This is a genomic window from Gordonibacter pamelaeae, assembly GCF_003340385.1.
GTDB lineage: Bacteria > Actinomycetota > Coriobacteriia > Coriobacteriales > Eggerthellaceae > Gordonibacter > Gordonibacter pamelaeae.
In genome coordinates, this window is sequence record NZ_PPTS01000003.1 from 449,126 (window position 1) to 469,543 (window position 20,418).

Annotated in this window: 23 protein-coding genes; 19 read left to right on the plus strand and 4 right to left on the minus strand. The window is 64.1% G+C overall.

Annotation, left to right across the window (positions count from 1 at the left end):
* Positions 1-7: 7 nt before the first annotated feature.
* The 5 genes from C1877_RS07030 to hflX all read left to right on the plus strand — a co-directional run bounded on the left by C1877_RS07030 (position 8) and on the right by hflX (position 5,466).
* Positions 8-1,093: an ATP-binding protein gene (locus tag C1877_RS07030; protein ID WP_114568781.1), complete on the plus strand. Its 1,086-nt coding sequence runs from the start codon at positions 8-10 to the stop codon at positions 1,091-1,093.
* 171 nt (positions 1,094-1,264) lie between these two features.
* Positions 1,265-1,621: a stage V sporulation protein S gene (locus C1877_RS07035; RefSeq protein ID WP_015538757.1), complete on the plus strand. Its 357-nt coding sequence runs from the start codon at positions 1,265-1,267 to the stop codon at positions 1,619-1,621.
* Between the two features lie 8 nt (positions 1,622-1,629).
* Positions 1,630-3,027: a tRNA (N6-isopentenyl adenosine(37)-C2)-methylthiotransferase MiaB gene (miaB, locus tag C1877_RS07040; RefSeq protein ID WP_114568782.1), complete on the plus strand. Its 1,398-nt coding sequence runs from the start codon at positions 1,630-1,632 to the stop codon at positions 3,025-3,027.
* Positions 3,017-3,952: a tRNA (adenosine(37)-N6)-dimethylallyltransferase MiaA gene (gene miaA, locus C1877_RS07045; RefSeq protein WP_015538758.1), complete on the plus strand. Its 936-nt coding sequence runs from the start codon at positions 3,017-3,019 to the stop codon at positions 3,950-3,952. The genes miaB and miaA overlap by 11 nt, the downstream gene beginning before the upstream one ends.
* Positions 3,953-4,146: 194 nt before the next feature.
* Positions 4,147-5,466, plus strand: coding sequence for a GTPase HflX (hflX, locus tag C1877_RS07050; RefSeq protein WP_049783973.1), 1,320 nt, complete (start codon positions 4,147-4,149; stop codon positions 5,464-5,466).
* A 201-nt stretch (positions 5,467-5,667) separates the two neighbouring features.
* Here hflX and lexA read toward each other — a convergent pair whose 3' ends face one another.
* The gene (gene lexA / locus C1877_RS07055) at positions 5,668-6,306 is read right to left on the minus strand and encodes a transcriptional repressor LexA (RefSeq protein WP_015538760.1); all 639 of its coding nucleotides are present in this window, start codon (positions 6,304-6,306) and stop codon (positions 5,668-5,670) included.
* A gap of 796 nt (positions 6,307-7,102) precedes the next feature.
* On the opposite strand from lexA, the gene C1877_RS07065 reads away from it, so the two are divergent.
* From C1877_RS07065 to C1877_RS15315, 9 genes are all read left to right on the plus strand, one after another.
* Positions 7,103-8,380, plus strand: a complete 1,278-nt coding sequence (locus C1877_RS07065; protein ID WP_244909812.1) for an ATP-binding cassette domain-containing protein — start codon at positions 7,103-7,105, stop codon at positions 8,378-8,380.
* Between the two features lie 6 nt (positions 8,381-8,386).
* On the plus strand, positions 8,387-8,611 hold the full coding sequence (locus C1877_RS15680) for a P-loop NTPase family protein (RefSeq protein ID WP_231847542.1): 225 nt from the start codon (positions 8,387-8,389) through the stop codon (positions 8,609-8,611).
* A 165-nt stretch (positions 8,612-8,776) separates the two neighbouring features.
* Positions 8,777-9,223, plus strand: coding sequence for a transcriptional regulator NrdR (gene nrdR, locus C1877_RS07070; protein ID WP_015538764.1), 447 nt, complete (start codon positions 8,777-8,779; stop codon positions 9,221-9,223).
* Entirely contained in the window at positions 9,223-9,669 is a 447-nt protein-coding gene (gene dut, locus C1877_RS07075) for a dUTP diphosphatase (protein ID WP_015538765.1), read from the plus strand. Before nrdR ends, dut begins: the two co-directional genes overlap by 1 nt.
* Positions 9,670-9,782: 113 nt before the next feature.
* Positions 9,783-10,220 carry a MerR family transcriptional regulator gene (locus C1877_RS07080; protein WP_015538766.1) on the plus strand — a complete coding sequence of 146 codons (438 nt, stop codon included), beginning with the start codon at positions 9,783-9,785 and terminating at the stop codon, positions 10,218-10,220.
* A 149-nt stretch (positions 10,221-10,369) separates the two neighbouring features.
* Positions 10,370-10,816 (plus strand): hypothetical protein, encoded by a 447-nt coding sequence (locus C1877_RS15685; protein ID WP_015538767.1) that lies wholly within the window; start codon positions 10,370-10,372, stop codon positions 10,814-10,816.
* Between the two features lie 86 nt (positions 10,817-10,902).
* Entirely contained in the window at positions 10,903-10,998 is a 96-nt protein-coding gene (locus tag C1877_RS15690; protein WP_244909813.1) for a dCTP deaminase/dUTPase family protein, read from the plus strand.
* Positions 10,999-11,111: 113 nt separating this feature from the next.
* Entirely contained in the window at positions 11,112-11,549 is a 438-nt protein-coding gene (locus C1877_RS07095; protein ID WP_015538766.1) for a MerR family transcriptional regulator, read from the plus strand.
* A 149-nt stretch (positions 11,550-11,698) separates the two neighbouring features.
* Positions 11,699-12,145: a hypothetical protein gene (locus C1877_RS15315; protein ID WP_015538767.1), complete on the plus strand. Its 447-nt coding sequence runs from the start codon at positions 11,699-11,701 to the stop codon at positions 12,143-12,145.
* A gap of 381 nt (positions 12,146-12,526) precedes the next feature.
* Here C1877_RS15315 and C1877_RS15695 read toward each other — a convergent pair whose 3' ends face one another.
* The gene (locus C1877_RS15695; RefSeq protein WP_015538768.1) at positions 12,527-12,958 is read right to left on the minus strand and encodes a hypothetical protein; all 432 of its coding nucleotides are present in this window, start codon (positions 12,956-12,958) and stop codon (positions 12,527-12,529) included.
* Positions 12,959-12,975: 17 nt separating this feature from the next.
* Between C1877_RS15695 and C1877_RS15320 the strand changes: the two genes are divergently transcribed.
* On the plus strand, positions 12,976-13,122 hold the full coding sequence (locus tag C1877_RS15320) for a hypothetical protein (RefSeq protein WP_181813807.1): 147 nt from the start codon (positions 12,976-12,978) through the stop codon (positions 13,120-13,122).
* Here the strand turns inward: C1877_RS15320 and C1877_RS07110 are convergent.
* Positions 13,100-13,861 (minus strand): helix-turn-helix domain-containing protein, encoded by a 762-nt coding sequence (locus tag C1877_RS07110; RefSeq protein WP_181813808.1) that lies wholly within the window; start codon positions 13,859-13,861, stop codon positions 13,100-13,102. The two genes, C1877_RS15320 and C1877_RS07110, sit on opposite strands and share 23 nt — an antisense overlap.
* A gap of 104 nt (positions 13,862-13,965) precedes the next feature.
* On the opposite strand from C1877_RS07110, the gene C1877_RS07115 reads away from it, so the two are divergent.
* The 3 genes from C1877_RS07115 to C1877_RS07125 all read left to right on the plus strand — a co-directional run bounded on the left by C1877_RS07115 (position 13,966) and on the right by C1877_RS07125 (position 16,288).
* Complete coding sequence (locus C1877_RS07115; protein ID WP_114568786.1) at positions 13,966-14,988, plus strand: tyrosine-type recombinase/integrase; 1,023 nt, start codon at positions 13,966-13,968, stop codon at positions 14,986-14,988.
* A 193-nt stretch (positions 14,989-15,181) separates the two neighbouring features.
* Positions 15,182-15,883, plus strand: a complete 702-nt coding sequence (locus C1877_RS07120) for a hypothetical protein (RefSeq protein WP_015538772.1) — start codon at positions 15,182-15,184, stop codon at positions 15,881-15,883.
* A 189-nt stretch (positions 15,884-16,072) separates the two neighbouring features.
* The gene (locus tag C1877_RS07125; protein WP_147274526.1) at positions 16,073-16,288 is read left to right on the plus strand and encodes a hypothetical protein; all 216 of its coding nucleotides are present in this window, start codon (positions 16,073-16,075) and stop codon (positions 16,286-16,288) included.
* 123 nt (positions 16,289-16,411) lie between these two features.
* Here the strand turns inward: C1877_RS07125 and C1877_RS07130 are convergent, their stop codons facing one another.
* Entirely contained in the window at positions 16,412-17,584 is a 1,173-nt protein-coding gene (locus tag C1877_RS07130) for a winged helix-turn-helix transcriptional regulator (protein WP_114568787.1), read from the minus strand.
* 335 nt (positions 17,585-17,919) lie between these two features.
* Between C1877_RS07130 and C1877_RS07135 the strand changes: the two genes are divergently transcribed.
* Positions 17,920-20,418 (plus strand): molybdopterin-containing oxidoreductase family protein, encoded by a 2,499-nt coding sequence (locus C1877_RS07135; protein ID WP_015538775.1) that lies wholly within the window; start codon positions 17,920-17,922, stop codon positions 20,416-20,418.

A 20,418-nucleotide genomic window follows, 5' to 3' on the forward strand; every position in this document is an offset into this window, starting at 1 on the left:
CCCCGGCATGGCCAACGGCTCGCTGGAAGCCTTCATAGAGAACGTCAGTGGCGACAGCCATCTCCGGGTCGAGGCGGACCTCGGAGATGGCTTCGTCCGTTTGAGGAGCGCGGAGGCCGAACGGCGCCAAGCCGCCCACGATATCCGCTCCACGGAGGACATCGTCATCGAGATGCTGCGCAACGCGCGCGATGCCCATGCCAAGAGCGTGTTCACTGCCGTGTCGCGCGAGGGCGGCCGCCGGCGCATCGTCATGGTGGACGACGGTGACGGCGTGCCGCCTGCCCTGCACGAGCACGTGTTCGAGCCGCGCGTCACCTCCAAGCTCGACACCATGCACCTGGACAAGTGGGGCGTGCACGGCCGCGGCATGGCCCTGTACTCCATCGCCGTGAACGCCGAGACGGCGCGCATCGCCGCCTCGGATGCGGGACGGGGCTCCTCGTTCGTCGTGGAGACGGACCTCGCGCGCGTGGGGGAGAAGGCCGACCAGTCGAGCTTCCCCGTGTTCGAGCGCACCGATGCGGGTACCGTGGCCGTGCGCGGCCCGAAGAACATCCTGCGCACCGTGTGCGAGTTCGCCCTCGAGTGTCGCCGCGACTGCACCGTCTACCTGGGCTCCGTCACCGACGTCGTGGCCACGCTCTACGCGTTCGGCCTCTCGTCGCTCACGGCGGCGTCGCGCGCGTTCGGGCGAGCCGACGAGCTGCCCGTGTGCAAGCGCCTGGCCCTCGCCGCCGACCCGGCGGAGCTCGCAGGCCTCGCCGGGTCGCTGGGGCTCGCCCTGTCCGAGCGTTCGGCGCGCCGCGTGCTGGACGGCGAGATAGCGCCCCTGTCCCCGCTGCTCGACCGCGTGCGCATCGGCAACGACGCACCCGAGCCTGCAGCCCCGCGCACCGCCGCCCCGTGTGCCTCCCAGGACGCACGGGGTCTCAAGCTGGCCCGCGAGGATCTGGACGACTTCGCTGGCCGGGTGGCCGCTGCCTACCGCGACGTCGCTCAACGCTACTACCTGGAGCCCGACGTGCAGCCCGAGGTGCGCGTGGGCAAGGACGGCATCCGCATCCATATCCCCGTGAGCAAGCTCCGCTAAGTTCCGCATAAGCTGCGCCATCTGGTCGGCGTACTGCCATATCCGCAGGTTGCGCGCCATACCATTAATAGCTAGAATAACAATACCTAGAAATGCGGCGCCCGCGCGCCGCGCGCATATTGAACGTACGCCAAACGCACGAGCAACGTACTCAAACGACGAAGGATATGCATGACCGCACCCGAGCACAAGCCGGAGATCGGCTGCCTGAAGGTTTCATCGAAATCGTCGCCTGCTTCCGTGGCCGGGGCCATCGCCGGCATGGTGAAGGACGGCGTGGGCGTGGAGATACAGGCTGTCGGGGCCGGAGCGGTGAACCAGGCCGTTAAGGCCATCGCCATCTCGCGCGGCTTCCTCTCGCCCGTGGGCATCGAGATCGCCTGCGTGCCCTCCTTTGCGGACATCGTCATCGAAGGCGAGTACCGCACGGCCATTCGCTTCGCAGTCGAGCCGCGCTACACGCGCGGCGTGTCCATGCCTGTTGTCGACGGGGAAGCGGAAGCCCACCCGTCCGACCTTGCACACTGAGGATACCCATGCACACCCATACCCCTTTCACGAACCTCGCGTTCTGCATCCGCACGTTCGGCTGCCAGATGAACAAGCACGATTCCGAGCGCGTCGCCGGCATGCTCGAGGGCCTGGGCGCGCTGCCCGTCGATGCCATCGAGGACGCCGACCTTGTCGTGTTCATGACGTGCTGCGTGCGCGAAGCCGCCGACACGCGCCTCTACGGCCAGGTGGCCTCGCTCAAGAACACGCCGCTGCGCGCCGGCACCCCGCTGTCGAAACGCGTCGTGGCCGTGGGCGGCTGCATCGGGCAGCGCGACGGGCAGAAACTCGTTGACGAGCTGCCGCATTTGGACGTGGTGTTCGGCACGCACAACCTGGGCTCGCTGCCGCGGCTGTTCGAGGAGGCGCTCGACGAGGGCGGGCACCACGTGGAGGTGCTCGACGCCGGCTCTTCGTTCGCCTCCGAGCTGCCGACCGCGCGCGAGCACGCATGGGCCGCCTGGCTTCCCATCGCGCAGGGCTGCAACAACTTCTGCTCGTACTGCATCGTGCCCTACGTGCGCGGCCGCGAGAAGTCCCGCCCGCTCGAGGATATCGTGGCCGAGGCGGAGGGTTACGTGGCCGCCGGAGTGAAGGAGATCACCCTTCTGGGCCAGAACGTGAACTCCTACGGTCGCGACCTGTACGGCTCGCCCCGCTTCGCGGCCGTGCTCGATGCGCTCGACGCCACGGGCATCGAGCGCTTGCGCTTCGCGACGAGCCATCCGAAGGACCTTACCGACGAGGTCATCGGCAGGTTCGGCACGCTGCGCTCGCTCATGCCGGCGCTCCACCTGCCCGTGCAGTCGGGCTCCGACGCCGTGCTGGCCGCCATGAACCGCCGCTACACGCGCGCCCACTACCTGGAGCTCGTGCGCAAGCTGCGGGACGTGCTGCCGGAGATCGCGCTCTCCACCGACATCATCGTGGGGTTCCCCGGCGAGACGGCGAAGGACTTCGAGGACACGTACCGCCTTGTGGACGAGGTGGGCTACCACCAGGTGTTCACGTTCATCTACTCCAAGCGCGAGGGAACTCCTGCCGCCTCGGTCGACGATCCCACGCCGCGCGACGTGATCCAGGGGCGGTTCGACCGTCTGGTCGATTTCGTGCAGAAGCGGGCCTTCGAGGCGAACCAGGCCGACTTGGGAAGCACGGTCGACGTGCTGGTGGAGGGCGCGTCCAAGCGCGATGCGGGCCTGCTCGCGGGCAAGAGCCCGAAGAACCAGACCGTGCACGCGCCGCTGCCCGAAGGCACCTCGATCGAGGAGCTGGCCGGCACCACGGTGCGCGTGCGCATCGACGAGGCGAAGACGTGGTATCTGGCAGGCGAGGTGGCGGAAGGCTCCGAGCCGCCCGCGGAGGCGGCGGATGGGCGCTGACCCCGTCGTCTGCATCGTCGGCCCCACGGCCTCGGGCAAGTCCGCCCTCGCGCAGGCCGTCGCCCTCGCGCTCGACGGCGAGGTGGTGAGCGCCGATTCCATGCAGATATACCGGGGCATGGATATCGGCACGGGAAAGCTCGCTCCCGAGGAGCGGCTCGTTCCCCATCACGGCCTCGACCTTGCCGACCCCGGCGAGCCGTACTCGGCGGCCCTCTTCCAGGAATACGCCCGCGCTTGCTTCCGCGACATCGCCGCGCGCGGGAAGCGCGCCGTGCTGTGCGGCGGCACCGGCTTGTACGTGCGCGCAGCCATCGACGCCTACGAGTTCCCGAAGGGCGAGCAAACGGGCAATCCCGTGCGGGAGCATTACAACCGCCTTGCCAACGAGCAAGGTTCCGACGTCCTGTGGGAGCTGCTGCGCGAGCGCGACCCCGCAAGCGCCGCCATCGTGCCCGCCGCCGACGTCAAGCGCGTCGTGCGCGCCTTCGAGCTGCTGGAGGAGGGCACGAGCCTTGCCGAGCAGCGCGCGAAGCTGGCGGACATCCCGCAGCTCGTGCCGGCATGCTTCGTCGGGCTGTCCGTGGAGCCGGCGGTGCTCAACGCGCGGATAGACGCGCGCGTGGACGGCATGTTCGACGCCGGCCTTGTGGACGAGGTCGCGCGCCTGCTGCAGGGCGGGTTCCGAGACGGCATCACGGCCCCCCAGGCTATCGGGTACAAGGAGGTCGTCGCCGCCCTGGACGGCGAGACGACGATGGAGGAGGCCGCCACGCGCATCAAGACAGCCACGCACCGCTACGCGAAACGGCAGCGCACGTGGTTCCGCAAGGATAGGCGCATCCGCTGGATCGACGCGAACGAGCCCGACGTCGCGGCGCAGGCGGCCGAGGCGCTGGACGTGCTGGGAGACGCTGTTGCCTGAGCGTTTCCGTGACAGGGTGGACTTGTGGTATGATACGGTTCCGCAGGCCGGCCCTGCCGAAGAGCCTTCAAGATCGGAGCACCTATCATGCAGACAGCACACGCGTTTCTCTAGCGGTTGCGACCGCGCCCGACTGTCTTCGCACGCCGCCGTCAGTACCGGTGTGCCTGTTCCTGCCTCGAAAGGTTGGCTCCATGTCTGAATTCGAATCCGTTATCACGCGGGGCATGACCCCTGTATCCGAAGAGCGCCGCGAGAAGGCCGTGCTCGTGGGCGTCGACCGCCCCGGCGCCTCCTGGCCGCTGGCCTCTTCTCTCGCCGAGCTCGAGCGCCTCGTGGACACGGCGGGCGCCGACGTTGCGGCCGTCACCACGCAGAAGCTCGACGCGCCGAACCCGCGCACGTTCGTCGGCTCGGGCAAGGCCGAGGAGGTAGCCGAGCTGGCACGCGCCCACGCGGCCGACCTCGTGGTGTTCGACGACGAGCTCACGCCCTCCCAGCAGTCGAACCTCGAGAAGGTGGTGGGCAAGGACGTGAAGGTCATCGACCGCACGGCGCTCATCCTCGATATCTTCGCGCTGCATGCCACCAGCAAGGAGGGCCGCCTGCAGGTGCGGCTCGCCCAGAACGAGTACCTGCTGCCGCGCTTGCGCGGCATGTGGGCCCACCTGGCCTCGAACCGCATGGGCGGCGGCGTGGGGTCGCGCTTCGGCGAGGGCGAGAGCCAGCTCGAGGTCGACCGCCGCATGGTGCGCAAGCGCATCACGTCCATCAGGCGCGAGCTCAAGCATCTGGCCGAGGTGCGCGCCATCCAGCGCGAGAGCCGCTACGAGAGCGGCATGTTCAAGGTGGCGCTGGCCGGCTACACGAATGCCGGAAAGTCGAGCCTGCTCAACCGCTTGACGAATGCGGACGTGCTGGCCTACGACAAGCTGTTCGCCACGTTGGACTCCACTACGCGCAAGTTCGAGCTGCCTGAAGGACGCGAGATCACCGTCACTGACACGGTCGGGTTCATCCAAAAGCTGCCGACCACGCTCATAGAGGCGTTCAAGTCGACGCTCGACGAGATAACGGGCGCCGACCTGGTGCTGCACGTGGTGGATGCGTCGTCGGACGAGTACGAGGCTCAGATCGCCGCAGTCGAGGACGTGCTCGGGCAGATCGAGGCGCAGGACCTGCTCCGCGTGCTCGTGTTCAACAAATGCGACCTGCTCGACGGGGAGCAATGCGGCGCCCTCAAGGCGCGCCACCCGCAGGCACAGTTCGTGTCGGCGGCGACGGGGGAGGGCATTGCCGAGCTTGTCGGGCATGTCGCCCGCGTCGCCTCGGCGCAGGACGAGCATCTCGACGTGGTGATCCCCTACAACCGGGGCGACCTCGTCTCGGTGGCGCACGAGCGTTGCCATATCCTGTCCGAGAAGCACGAGGAGGACGGCACGCACCTCGTCATGCTGGCAGCTCCGTCCTTTGCCGGCCTGTTCCGTCCCTACGCGGCGGAGAAGGACCGTTAGGCGCGTCCCTTCCGGGAAGCTGCGAACTGCTTGGTTAGAGTAACTCTAACCAAGCAGTTCGCGACCGAACGACGCGATCTCGGATCGCCGGCCAGTCCTGGGACGAACGGGCTCCCTCTTTCCAAGGCCGGCGTTTCCCCTGCAGGGGCCGTACCCCGACAGGGCGCGGCGCTTCTCCGGCGGAGCACCGCAAGGCGCCGCCTACAGGCGTCGGAACACCGCCACCACTTTGCCCGCGATGGAGCAATCGGTGGTGATGATGGGCTCCATCGTCGAGTTCTCCGGCTGCAGGCGGATGTGGTCGGATTCCTTGTAGAAGCGCTTGACCGTCGCGCCGTCGTCGATGATGGCCACGACGATGTCGCCGTTGTTGGCGACGGGCTGCTCCTTCACCACCACGTAGTCGCCGTCGTTGATGCCTGCCTCGATCATCGATTCGCCCCGCACCGACAGCAAGAACGACGGCGCGTCGCCCACGATGTCGGTGGGGAGCGAGATGGTGTCGGTGATGTTCTCCTCGGCCAGGATGGGGGAGCCGGCCGCCACGTTGCCCACGAGCGGCACGTTCACCACCTTGTTGAAGCTGGGCTTGACGACGTTGGAGGCGCTTTCCGTGTCGCCGAGCGGGTAGGTGAGCGCGATGGAGCGCGACTTGAGCGGATCGCGCTTGATGAGCCCCTTCTCCTCAAGCGCCTTGAGGTGCACATGGACCGTCGAAGGGGAGGAAAGGCCCAGGCTCTGGCAAACCTCGCGCACGGTGGGACCGTAGCCCTTCTCGCGGATGCACTCCTCGATGCAGTCGAGCACTGCCTTCTGACGCTTCGTCACTTTGTCGGACATGCCCCGTCCTTTCCCTTGAACGAACAAATGTTTTAATTACGTATTGACATGAACTTTTGTTCGTCCTATTATATATGCGAACAAAGGTTCTACGCAAGGGCTAGGAGGCAGAAAGATGAAGAATTTCGAGATGCGGTACCCCCTCGACGGCACGTCGGCCCTGCAGCCGGAGTTCGGGCATGTGCCTGCAGCTGGGGCTATCATCGAGTTTCCCGGGGACGTTTCCCAAGGCGCTTGCGCGTCGTCTGCGCACGCGCAGAGACCATCGTCTGCAGCGCATCGTGCGCACGCCCACTACGGCGCTCCGGAAACGGTGCGGGCCCTTCACCGCGGCAGCGTAGCCGGGTGCGCCTACGGCCGCGTGAGGCCGTGGCAGGGCGCCCTGGCGGGATGCGTCTTCTCCCTCTTTGCCTTCGTCAGCATTTTCATCGGCCTCTAACGGCCTTGGAATACCCACAGATGCTGCGTTTCTGTGGCTGCGAGGCGCCCCCGCCACCCCGGGGGCGCCCCCATTCCGTCGGAGGGGCCTTCCTCCCTGCGGGTCCGTGTGGTAGACTTCCGCTTAGATCGATAGTCCAGACAGGCTGCCGCAGACGGCGCCTTCGAAAAGGAGACAAGGAACATGAGGTTTTAACGAAAGCCTTCGGACACCCGACAGGTCATGCAAGCTATGCACCGGGTGCGCTTTCGTTGCCGTTCCTTGATGTTCCCAGCCCTGCCCTCGCTGCCGCGTCGGCATGCGGGCGACCAGCGCGAAAAGCATCGCTTCCGGTGCCTCTCAAAGGGAGGCCCCTCCATGTTCGTTTCAGCCCACCATCTTACCTATGCCTACGATGGCGCCGATGCCCTGGCGCTCGATGACGCGTCTGCCGTGTTCGCCCCCGGCTGGACCGGCGTGGTCGGCCCGAACGGGGCCGGCAAGAGCACGCTGCTCAAGATTGTCTGCGGGGTGCTCAAGCCGCAGAAGGGGAGCGTTTCACCGCAGGTCGCTGGCTTGTTCTGTGCCCAGTCGACGGATGCTGCGCCCGCGGGCCTCGAGGAGTTCGCCTGCGACTACGGGCCCAAGGCCGTGCGCCTGCGCTACCTGCTCGGCATCGACGACGCGTGGCTGTGGCGCTTCGACACGCTGTCGCACGGCGAGCGCAAGCGAATCCAGATAGCATGCGCCCTGGCGGCCGATCCCGTGCTCCTTGCGCTCGACGAGCCCACGAACCACCTTGATGCCGACACCCGCGATCTGGTGGCGCGCACGCTCGCCGAGTATCGGAGGACGGGCCTGCTCGTATCGCACGACCGCGCGCTGCTCGACGGTTTGGCCACCTCGTGCGTGTTCGTGGACCAGGGGCGCGCCGTTACCGTGCCCGGCTCGTACTCCCAGGCGAAGGAGCAGATAGACCTGCGCCGGAGGACCCTGGCAGAAGAGCGGGCCAACGCCCGCCGCGAGCTGGGCCGCCTCAAGGCGGAAACCACCCGTCGGGAGGGAGTGGCAGCCCGCTCGGCCGCACGGCGATCGGCCCGCCATCTCGACCGGCACGACCACGACGGGCGCACGAAGGTCAAGCTGGCCATCTATTCCGACCAGGATGGCAAGGCCGGGCGGCTCTCGTCGCAGATGGGGAAGAAGCTCGAGCGCGCCGAGAAACGGGTGTCCGAGGCGCATACCGCGAAGGTGTACGAGGGCGCGCTCTGCCTCGACGCCGAGCCCTCCCCACGCAAGGTTCTCGTTCACCGCGAGGCCGGGTCCTTGGCGCTGGGCGGGGGGCGCATGCTGCACCATCCGCAGCTGTACGTGGGCAACACCGACCGCATAGGCCTGGTCGGCAGGAACGGCGCGGGCAAGTCTACGCTGCTCGCCGAGGTGCTGCGGCAGGTGCCGGAAGAGGGCGTGGTGCTCGTTCCCCAGGAGATAGGGTGCGACCAGGCGCGCGACCTGCTTGCCTCCGTGAAGGTCCTCGAGCCTGCCAGCCGCGGGCGCCTGCTCTCCATCGTCGCCCGGCTCGATTCGCCGCCGACGCGCATCCTGGAGGGAGACGACCTTAGCCCCGGCGAGATGCGCAAGCTCCTGCTGGCTTAGGGCCTGATGGGGCGTCCTCATCTCATTGCCATGGACGAGCCGACGAACCATCTGGATATCCGCTCCGTCGAGGCCCTGCAGGACGTGCTGGCCGACTGCCCCTGCGCCCTGGTGCTCGTATCCCACGACGAGCGCTTCCTGGACGCGCTCACCGCAACCCGTTGGATGTTCGACGTCGACTGCGCCGAAGGGGGAGGGCTGGGCGACACCCACGTGAGGGTGAAGCTGTGACCCTTTCCCCGCTGCTTGGCTGCAGGTGAGGTTGCAGGCTCGTGCAGCTTCGGAACCGCCCCCTGATTCTGCAGGGGGCGGTTTTTTTGCAGGGATCGACGATGCGGATTGAACCACAATATCTTGTATGCTAGGCTGAGCCAAAATCGAGCAAAGGAGCCTTTCATGCGCTGTCCTTCCTGCGGAAACCTCGAATCGAAAGTGGTGGACTCGCGCCCTTCCGAGGATGGCACGGCTATCCGGCGACGTCGCGAATGCCTCGATTGCGGTCGCCGCTTCACCACCTACGAGCGCTTGGGCGAGAACCCGCTCATCGTCATCAAGGCCGATGGGTCCTCAGAGGCCTACGACCGCCAGAAGCTCATGCGCGGCCTGCTCATCGCCTGCGGGAAGCGGCCTGTCTCGCCCGAGCAGATAGCGTCGCTCGTCGACAGTATAGAAACCGAGCTCCGCAACGCCTCCTGCAACGAGATCAGGTCGAAGGAACTCGGGGACATGGTGCTCGTGCGCCTGGCGAAGCTCGATGACGTGGCCTACGTGCGGTTCGCAAGCGTCTACAAGGATTTCCAGAATGTGGAGGAGTTCGCCGCCGCCCTCGAGGGGCTGCGCTGATGGAGCGCCTTGCGATCCCCCTCAAGGCGCTCGACGCCGAGCTTACGGTGCCTGCCTGCGCCTACGCGGGCGATGCCGCCGTCGACCTGCGCTCGACGGTCGACGAGACGCTGCAGCCCTTCGAGCGCAAGCTCGTGCCCTGCGGCATCGCCGTCGCCATTCCGGCCGGCTACGCCGGTTTCGTGCTGCCGCGCAGCGGTTTGGCCGCGAAGCACGGGATCTCCCTCGTGAACGCACCGGGGCTCATCGACAGCAACTACCGTGGCGAGATCAAGGCCATCCTCGTCAACCTCGACCCGCGTGAGCCTTTCGAGATCAAACGGGGAGACCGCATCGCGCAGCTGGCCATCATGCGCGTGGCCGAGGCCGTGTTCGAGCCGTGCGAGGATCTGCCCGCCACCGATCGAGGGACCGGCGGGTTCGGCAGCAGCGGCATCGGCGCATAGCGGCTCCGGGTAGGCCGAGGCTTTCATATTGCACTTAGAGTTACTCTAAGTTAAAATCATTTTTAGTTAGAGTAACTCTAAGCACGTACTCAAGTCGACTTCCGAGGAGGCCTATGGGCGACGAGGGGCGAAATAGCCGGATCGCCGACGTTCCGGCAACGCAAGCCGATCCGATCTACGGCATCGGCGACGTTGTCGCCTTGACGGGAATCTCGGCTTTCACCATCCGCTATTACGACAAGTGCGGGTTCTTTCCGAACCTTCACCGCGACAAGCGCGGCGTGCGGACGTTCTCCGAGGCCGACGTTGCCCAGCTGCACCTGGTCGAGGCGCTCCGCAAAAGCGGCCTGTCCATCGAGGGCATCCAGTACTTCGTGCGCCTCTGCAGGCGTGGCGACACCACCCGGGCCGAGCGCCTGTCGATCTTGCGGGCGCAAGAGACCGTGCTCGAGTACCAGCGCGAGGAACTCGACGAGAGCCTGAAACGGCTCCATGCCGCTACGGTGGATTTGGAGGCCGCGGAACGCTCCCAAGAACACGGCATGCTATAGTGCGTGGGCGAAGCGCAAGAAAACGCCCTGTTTCCATGACCTAGGACTCATCGAAGGACAAGATGGGGCCTTAGAACGGCTCTCAGAGCCTCGTTTATAAAACCGCAGGTCAGAGACGCGAAATTTTGATAGATTGGACGCAATCGACTATGGATGACCAAAATCAGCCCCCCAAGCCGCCCGGATACCCCGAACCGCCCAACCAAGGCCCGAGGCTGCGGCCCAACGAGCGCGACGTTCGCGACCTGAAGGTTGCCCAGAACCTCGTCATGGTGGCAAGCATTGCCGGACCCGTGTCTTTGTTCGTTGGAGGCGTGTTCCTCGCAACTGCCGGACTGGTGTGCGCCGTCATCGCGCTCAAGAAGCTGAACGCCTTGTCTACCAGGTTGACCGATGTCGCCGCGCCAGCGAAGCGACTCAAGCGGTCTTGCATAATCGGCATCGTCGTATGCAGTATCGCGCTGGTGTTGAACGCGGTTTCCGCGTACCTTATGTACCCGGCCGTGCTCGAAGCCCTCGAATCCGGCGATTACGGAAACCTCGCACCCGGCACCGACCTGTGCACAACCCCCAAAGGCAACTCAACCTGGGGCTAACACCGACAGCACTACCCCACGTCAACCTCGACCCGCGTGAGCCTTTCGAGATCAAACGGGGAGACCGCATCGCGCAGCTGGCCATCATGCGCGTGGCCGAGGCCGTGTTCGAGCCGTGCGAGGATCTGCCCGCCACCGATCGAGGGACCGGCGGGTTCGGCAGCAGCGGCATCGGCGCATAGCGGCTCCGGGTAGGCCGAGGCTTTCATATTGCACTTAGAGTTACTCTAAGTTAAAATCATTTTTAGTTAGAGTAACTCTAAGCACGTACTCAAGTCGACTTCCGAGGAGGCCTATGGGCGACGAGGGGCGAAATAGCCGGATCGCCGACGTTCCGGCAACGCAAGCCGATCCGATCTACGGCATCGGCGACGTTGTCGCCTTGACGGGAATCTCGGCTTTCACCATCCGCTATTACGACAAGTGCGGGTTCTTTCCGAACCTTCACCGCGACAAGCGCGGCGTGCGGACGTTCTCCGAGGCCGACGTTGCCCAGCTGCACCTGGTCGAGGCGCTCCGCAAAAGCGGCCTGTCCATCGAGGGCATCCAGTACTTCGTGCGCCTCTGCAGGCGTGGCGACACCACCCGGGCCGAGCGCCTGTCGATCTTGCGGGCGCAAGAGACCGTGCTCGAGTACCAGCGCGAGGAACTCGACGAGAGCCTGAAACGGCTCCATGCCGCTACGGTGGATTTGGAGGCCGCGGAACGCTCCCAAGAACACGGCATGCTATAGTGCGTGGGCGAAGCGCAAGAAAACGCCCTGTTTCCATGACCTAGGACTCATCGAAGGACAAGATGGGGCCTTAGAACGGCTCTCAGAGCCTCGTTTATAAAACCGCAGGTCAGAGACGCGAAATTTTGATAGATTGGACGCAATCGACTATGGATGACCAAAATCAGCCCCCCAAGCCGCCCGGATACCCCGAACCGCCCAACCAAGGCCCGAGGCTGCGGCCCAACGAGCGCGACGTTCGCGACCTGAAGGTTGCCCAGAACCTCGTCATGGTGGCAAGCATTGCCGGACCCGTGTCTTTGTTCGTTGGAGGCGTGTTCCTCGCAACTGCCGGACTGGTGTGCGCCGTCATCGCGCTCAAGAAGCTGAACGCCTTGTCTACCAGGTTGACCGATGTCGCCGCGCCAGCGAAGCGACTCAAGCGGTCTTGCATAATCGGCATCGTCGTATGCAGTATCGCGCTGGTGTTGAACGCGGTTTCCGCGTACCTTATGTACCCGGCCGTGCTCGAAGCCCTCGAATCCGGCGATTACGGAAACCTCGCACCCGGCACCGACCTGTGCACAACCCCCAAAGGCAACTCAACCTGGGGCTAACACCGACAGCACTACCCCACAACGATAACAAAATTATTGATAACATATGTTATGTAAAGTTAAGGATGAAAGAGCTCGTTGATCGGTGATGGTTAATTGCAATCCGAAAAGCGGAGAATTATGGAAATGACCTGCTGATTTGCATTTAGTCTCGCAACAGCGAGTTCCAGCCCCTGTTTTCCTTTGCGTTTAATCTCGCAACGCTCGCGGCTCACTATTGAATTGTGAAGATCCATGCGTTTTAGGGCACACCTGTTCAAACCCCAATTTTGGTAATTGCGAGACTAAACGCAAAACGCTGGGGTGAATCAAGCCTCGCCCGTGCAAGTGAAATGCCTGCGTCTATCCGATGCGGGACCCGGAGTCCCGCGCGCATCGTCTTTACTTTCCGGCTATCGCATGGGAGAGGAGATAGGGCTTCAGCGTCACCTCCTCTGCGGGGATCCGGCCGATGCTCAATCCGTCGAGCAGGTTGGTCGGCAGCGTCAGCTGCGCAAGATCGTACGGAGCGGCCCATCCGAGCGCTTCCCGCCCGTAGGAGTTCACATGGGACATCAGGACCGCCATGTCGGGCTTGGAGAGCGCGTCGAAGTCGCTCTCCCCTTTCGGCAGCACCTTTCGGATCTCGACGTGGTTCTTCTCGCATTTGGGCTTCTGCTGCGATTGCAGCGGGTCGCAGAAATACACTTTCGCACGGGGCTTGGCGTTCCTCGAATGCTCTATCCGCTCAGGGTCCGAGAATTCGCTTCCCCTGTCGCAGAGGAATATCGGGAAGACCTTCGGGAACAGCTCTCCGCACAGCGATTCAAGCATGTCTATGGCTGTCTGCGGTGGAGATGGACTGCGTCGTGGGGCGCCAGGGCGTGGACAAACAGGCGATCCTCACGATCCTGTTCAGGCGCACCAACTTCCAGCTCATGCTCCTCCTCGAGGAGAAGACCTCCAAGAACGTGGTCACAGCCTCTGCTGCTCGGTGAGCTTCTCGAAGTCGTCGTACGTGCGGCCCACGAGAGCCTCTCTGGGGATGCCGCGCTCCTGCCCCCCGCCCTTCTTGCGCTTCCTGTACCTGACCTTCCTCGGCAGATGGATGTTCGAGACGTCCTCGATGAGGCCGTCTTCGACGTAGTCGTAGTAGGTTCGCCACGAGCAGCACATCTTTCCCTCGTTGGCGGCGAATATGTGGCGTATGCTCTGTCCTTGGGCAAGGCCTTTCTTCACGATCGCCGTGGTCGCCGCCAGCTCCTCGGGCGTGCAGTCTATCCCCATCCGGGACGCCACTTTCCTGTCCGTGGCCTTTTCGTGGGCGGCCTTCGCGTCGTAGAAATGATAGGGGTGCGTGCACCCGTAGCCGTATAGTTCGATGCATCCGTTGCAGCAGTACGGCGGCTTCTCGAGAAGCGGGCACGGAACTGCCTCGAATTCCGGGCAGAGCCTGTTGCAGAGGAAGTCTTTGCATTTACGGCAGGGCGTCAGGCACCCCTTCCCGCACAGGTCCACCCGTGCGCAGGCGTTCTGGTGGACGCATATGCTCCGCGTCGTCACGGCGAGCTTGCCTGCAGGGGAGTCGGTGCCGTTCCTCTTTATCTCGCGCTCCACGGTCGAGGGCGATCTGCCGATGGCCCTCCCTATCCCGGAGATGCTTTCCTTGCGCATGATGAGCCTTTCGATCGTCTCGCGCTCGCCATAACCGAGCTGCCCCTTTCCCTTTCCGGACATTTTCATCACTTCCTTCCGTCCTCGCATGTATGCGCCGCATGCTAAACTTCCCATATAATGGCAGTTGACATCGCCGTACGCACGGCGATATAGGAGAACGGGCGATGCCGAAGACCAGCACGTGGATAGACCCGAGGATCGTCGACGAGATGATGGAGCGCTCGCGCATGGTCGCCGCGTCCCAGAGGAACGTCCGCTACCATCTTCGCCTATATGCCGACCACCTCGAGTCGCGGGGTGTCCCGTTCGAGGATGCCGGCGCCGACGACGTCCTCCTCTTCTACGACGAAATGCGGGCATCGTATTCGAGCAGCACCGCCAGCCAAGCCCTCAACACCGTCAAGCGCCTGCACAGGTGGGTCAGCGAGGGGGAGGTGGAGAAGGCCGGGAAGGACGTCGCAGTGCCCAGCCGTGCGCCCGGAAAGGGGATGAGGAAGGCCCTTTCCCCCGCCGAGGCGCGCCTGGTGATGGCGGCGTGCGAAACGGACAGGGACGCGGCGCTCATAGGCGTCCTGATGGAGGGCGCCCTCAAGCCATGCGAGGCTCGCGCGGCAAACGTAGCGGACGTGGCCTTCCTCGAGGACTGCGCCGTCGTGCTCGTGAACGCGTCCGACTCCAGGCCGGAATCCGTTCTGAGGCTCCCGAAACCTCCGGCCGACAAGCTGAAGAGGTGTCTGGATGCCAGAAAGCCGCGATCTTCGGACGAGCCCCTGTTCGCGTCGGAGTCGACAAGGTCGTTCGGAGCCAGGCTTTCAGACAGGAGCATCCGGGAGATCGTGCAGAGGGTGTTCTCGAGAGCCGGGATCCCAGGCACTGCGGGCGGCTACGACATGAGAAAGACGGCGCTGCTGCTGGCAAGGGAAGCTGGCGCCGACGACGAGGACCTGGTCAGGTTCGCGCGCCTCCGCAGCATGGCCACGGTAAGGGACGCCGACGGGCAGTACCGCTACGCTTCCGACGGCCCGCAGGAGCGCCTTTCGCGGGCCTTGGCGGGCTTCGAGCCCGAAGAGAGGAGCTGTCTCATGACCGCGTCTGCCGTGAGGGACCTGCTGGAGGGCTTCGGCGACGAAGACCCCGTGATCATGTCGATCGACAAGCTCGGAAGGCTGGCCGTCGAAGGCGTGTGAGCTCTGATGCCGGCGCCGGTTCTTCACTAGGGCCGAGCAGGTCGGCCGTCCCGTGCTTTTCCGGACTCCTTTGCTATTGCGAGACTAAAAGCGGAGTTTTTGCAAGTCAGATTTCAATTAAGGGTTGATCGGTGATGGTTGGCCGGTGATCGGTCGATGGTCGGTTGATAGGGATCGGGGATGCGGGGTTGTTATGCTCGGCTATTATTTCAAAATATGGCAGAATATCGAAAGAGATGAGCGCGGCTCGATATGGCGGCGTTTTGCGACCAATGCACCGTTCTCTGCGAAGGTTTTCCTGATAGTGCTGATTCTGTGCCTGTTTGGCATTGCTGCTTCAACGCTGCTGCCGAGCGATTTTGCCTTTAACGTTCAAAGTGCCGTCTTGGCGTTCACGCTCGTTCTTTCCTTTTTCTATTCGATATTGTTGAACAGGCTCAAACGTAAAAGCGCGCTGGACGATCTCGGGAGCGCCATCGAGCAGGTTGAGCGGATCAGGCGAAAGTTCGTTGCCCAAACCGGCCTGACTCCCGATGCTCTCGGTTTCGTGCAGGAAGAAGCCCAGCGGTTCTTGCTGCTCCGGCGCGAGGCGCGCAAGACGTTCACCGACCGCGCGTATGCGGCGCTGGTGGTGGGTGTGTTCGTATCGTTTCTGATGAGGCTGGCAGATCCGTCAGGAGACTCCTCCAGCATGAGCCTTGCAGCGGCTCTTTTCGTGATAGTCGGGTTCGCGACGATCGTCCTCATGTCCCTAGCCGGCCCCTTGTGGGATTTGGCGGACCGGAAAAACGAAATGCCTGTCGAAAGCGTCGAGCTGTTCTCGAGAGACATCGAGCTAATGATATTGATCGCGCGAGGCTGCAGGCCGCAGGCGAAAAGGATTCCAGCACCATAGCCGCAGATGCTTGCTCCGCCCATATTCGCGCCAGGGCGCATTCGCCGTCAGGTTCCGATGGGCGAACGTTTCCGTTGATGCGTTGAACGGAAACGTTCTTAGGGAACGTCCCTCCCCTTTCTATAATGGGCTTGCGGAGCGGCAGGCGACGATCTTTAGGGGAGGTACCTTATGAATCGCGAGGAGTTCATGGCTCTGGAATCACCGAAGAAGGCGGAGGAGCTGAACGGCTTCATCGAGGCGGGGATGAGCCAGAAGGAGGCCATGGCGCAGATCGGGGTCAGCTTGAAAGACCTCATGGCAGCGCAGGTGTTCTTCTCCAAGGGCGAGGGCAGGTTCGTGTCCAACGCGGTCGGCGGCTTCTCCAACTTCCACAGCGACACCACCGCGAAAGCAGCGAAGTAGGTCTGCAGGTCTGGACCATCGAAAGATGAAGGCGCACAGGCGGGTCGCAGCGTAGCGACCCGCCTGATGACGCATCGCCCCCTGCCCCGCCCAGCGGCAGACCCCGCTCCTTGGGCGGCGCGCCTAGCAGCGCACCCCGCTCGATTCCGCCTCGTCACCCTTCTTGACCAGGCTTTCCACGAAATCCGTGATCATGGCGGCAGACTGCCCGCACACGAAGATGCGCTCCCTGCCGTCGACCGCCACCTCCCTGACGATGCCCGCGCGGGCCAGCTGCCTTATGGCCTCGTTGGTGGCACCGTAGCTCTTCCCGATCAGCTCGGCGGCGCGTATGGTGGACAGCCCGGGATTTCCCAGGAGTAGGTCGAGCAGCTTGTCCAGTGCGGAATGGGCCGGTATGCGCAGGTTCTGCGACCTCCATTTCGCGCTCAGCTTCTCAGCCTCGGCCAAGAACGAGTCCGCGACGACCACCGACAGGTACGTGTTCTGCGCATTGTAGACTGCCCAGTGCTCCCTTAGGTCCTCCCCCTTCCCCGGCGGGCGGTCGATGCGCGAGGAGTCCTTCAGCTTCCGACGGTATTCCCTCCCGATCGAGGCGCCCCAGCATATGGGCGCCATGTAGCCGCTCGCAAAAAGGCCGCGTCTGAACATGGGCATGAAGGCCAGTATCAACCCCGTCCGGTCGATCATCGTGTCGAACGGGACGATCCTCTCGAAAGCCCAGTGGATGATGGACGCCTGCCCGAGCGGCGAGTACGCCTCGCTGCTCGCAAAGGCGCAGAGGTCGCTGATTTCCAAAGGGATGGCGGTGGGGTCGGACCCTTTCTTGTGCGGCAGGAAGTTGCTCCTGAAGCCGTGGTAGCGGTTGTCGCCCGTCTTGCCGCTTAGGAGTATCTCGTGAAGGTGCAGGACGGTCTCCATGGTGATGGCGGCATCCTGCCTGCTCACAGCAGAAGCCCACTCTATGGCCTGCATATAGTGAATCGCCTGCAGGGCGGCGTTCAGGCAGTCGTCGGGGAGCCGGAACTCCGGCCTTTGCATGCGTATGCCCTGCTCGGCATCGCCACGGTACTTCCCGTTCGACAGATCGAACGCAGTGATCAGGGGAACGGCCGGAAGCGTCATGTCGTGCGACATGCGTATGGCGAAGATGGCGTCGATAGCCAGCAGCGTGTCCTGCAGGTACTTGGCGCTGGGGCTGTGCGCGAGCCGTTCGCCGAACCGGATCAGCTCGGCCTCCGCCTTGTAGAACTCCGCCTGGGTCAAGGCCGAATAAGAGTAGCCGGAGTATCCCATCTCACCCCTGTCCTTCCCCTGAAAGCTCCCGGCCGGCAAAGGCGCCCGCCCTGCCCCGCGCCGGCGAACGACTTCCGCACCCGGCAACCTTTTGGCCGGCGTGCCGTATCCGGGAATTCTCCGTTCATTTTAGCATCTGGATTTTCCGGGTCGCCTCATCCTTCGCAATGGCGGGAATCCGCAAAATTCGGGTCATGCGATATTCCCGAATAAGGGAAAAGCAGAAACTACCTTGCGAACCCCCTCCCATGCTCAGTAGCCTGCAGGCAAGCGGGTTGCGCCAACGGGCGCGAGCGCGTTCTTTCGAGCGAGTCGCTCAAACGAAAGGGGGCACGATGTCAAGGGAATCGGTAGTCGAGAAACTAGGCGAGCGTCACGAAGGGGTCGACTTCTTCTACACCACCTGCCATAACAACGGCTGTTGGGACGCCACCTGCCTGATCAAGTGCAGCGTGAAGGATGGGAAGATCGTCGCCATCGAGCCCGACGACTCGGTCAATCCGGGTATCGCACGCGAGGATGACAACGAGGATGCCGTCCAGACCGGCATGCTCCAGGCCCGCGCCTGTCCCATGGGCCATGCGTGGCGCCAGGAGCTCTACTCGGAGAACCGCCTGCTCTACCCCATGAAGCGCGTGGGCGGGAAAGGCTCCGGCAAGGGCCGTTTCGAGCGCATATCCTGGGACGAGGCGCTCGACACCATCGCAGGCAAGATGAAGCAGATGGCCGAGGAGAATCCCGACAACCCCTGGCTGTACTACTGCTACTACGTGGCGTTCGAGAGCTCGGACTTCCCGTTCGCCTCCTATATGCCGGGCACCATCACCGGTTGGGGCGACCATTCCACCTCCGGCAGTGCCGCCGCCGAGGACTTCCACCTGGGCGTGCGCCTCACCGACTGCCTTATCAAGGGGACGTCCGACGCATTCCCCGGTTTCGAGGCCCCCGACCTGCTGAACTCCAAGCTCGTGGTGCTCTGGGGATTCGATCCCATGGTGTCGTGGTTCGGCCACGTGCCCTACTACATGAAGCTGGCCCAGGAGCGCGGCTGCAAGTTCATCCTCATCGACCCGGTGTACAACGTGAGCGCCGAGGCCCTGGGCGCCCAGTGGATACCCATCCGCCCCGGCACCGACACGGCGTTCGGCCTGGCCGTGGCCTACGTGCTCTACACCGAGGACCTCTACGACCACGAGTACGTGGCGCAGTGGGTGGAGCCCGAGGGCTTCGAGGAGTGGCGAAAGTACGTCGTCGGCGAGGTGGACGGCGTCGCGCACGACCCCGCATGGGCCGAGCCGATCACGGGCATCCCGGCCGAGACCATCGAGGCCTTCGCCCGCTACTACGCCTCCATGAAGCCCGTCCACCTGCAGCAGATGTACGGCGTGTCCAAGCGCAACCTGGGCGACTACGCCGCCGCCGTGGCCATGCTCCTGCAGGCCATGACCGGCAACCTGTCCATTCCCGGCGGCTGCGAGGGCGGCGGCGCCAACCTGGTGACCCAACCCCGCCTCTTCGCCCCCGTGCCTGATACCGGCCAGATCAAGGGCGACGTGGTCAACCCCATCACCAATAACAACAACAAGGTGACCGAGGTCATGCACTGCCAGAAGCTCTACGCCGCCGGTGAGATCACCGAGGACGAGTTCCGCCGCCGCATCGGCTGCCCGGCCGACAGCCCGCTGCCGAACCTGAAGATGGCCATCATCCCGAACAACTACATCAACAACCAGCATCACGTGTCCAAACGCATGCAGGGCTTCGCGGACATGGAGTTCTCCTGGGGCTGGCAGTACTTCCACGATCAGCCGTCCATCGAGTTCCTCGACATCGTGCTGCCCTCCCCCGTCATCCAGTTCGAGTCGACGGACATGCACTTCTTCGGCATCAACCGCTTCTGGAACTCGCCCTCCGGCATGATGAACTACTTCCTGTTCGCCGGCAAGGGCGTGAACCCTCCGGGCGAGGTCCGCTCGAAGGACTGGGTCTGGATGGAGCTGGCCCGCCGCCTCGGCTTCGCCGACAAGTACTGCCCGAAGATGCTCGACGTCACCGACTGGCACGACTGGGACGACCAGGTCATCGAGCGCATCTACAAGCCGGCCTACGAGAAGTGGGCCGAGGACGAGAACGGCCTTCTGGGTTACTACGAGATTGAGCCGCCCTCGTGGGAGGAGTTCCAGAAGCTGCCCATCGTCCGCGTTCCCGGCGAGCCGGGCGAGTGGTTCTACCCCTTCAAGAACACGGTCGAATGGGGCCGCTCGCCGTTCAAGACGCCGTCCGGCAAGATCGAGTTCGAGAGCTCCTACGTGAGGGACACCGACCTGACGAAGACCCGCTACGGCGGGCAGATGGATGCCTACCCGCGTTGGCAGCCCACCTACCAGGACCTACCCGCGAACGACAGCTACTACCACCCGTGGACGAGGAACTTCCCACTGTCCATGGTCACGCCGGTGTCCACGTACCGCCAGCACTCGTCCAACGACCAGAACCCCTGGCTCAAGGGCGACTGCTACGAGCACATGGTGCGCATGTCCCCCGCCGACGCCGCCGACCGCGGCATCAAGACGGGCGACCGCGTGCTGGTGTACAACCAGTTCGGCGAGGTGGAGATCACCGCGTACGTCTCCTCTAAGCTGCTTCCCGGCACCGTGTCCATCGGGCATGGCGAATGGTCCAAGTTCGACAACGTAAGGAAGTCCAAGCTCATGCCCTACGGCATCGACGAAGCCGGCAACTGCAACCTCCTCATCGGCGACACGCACCTGCCGCATGTGGTGGGCGCGCTGCTGACAGCCGGCCTCGTGGAGATCAGGAAGGTGGGAGAATAA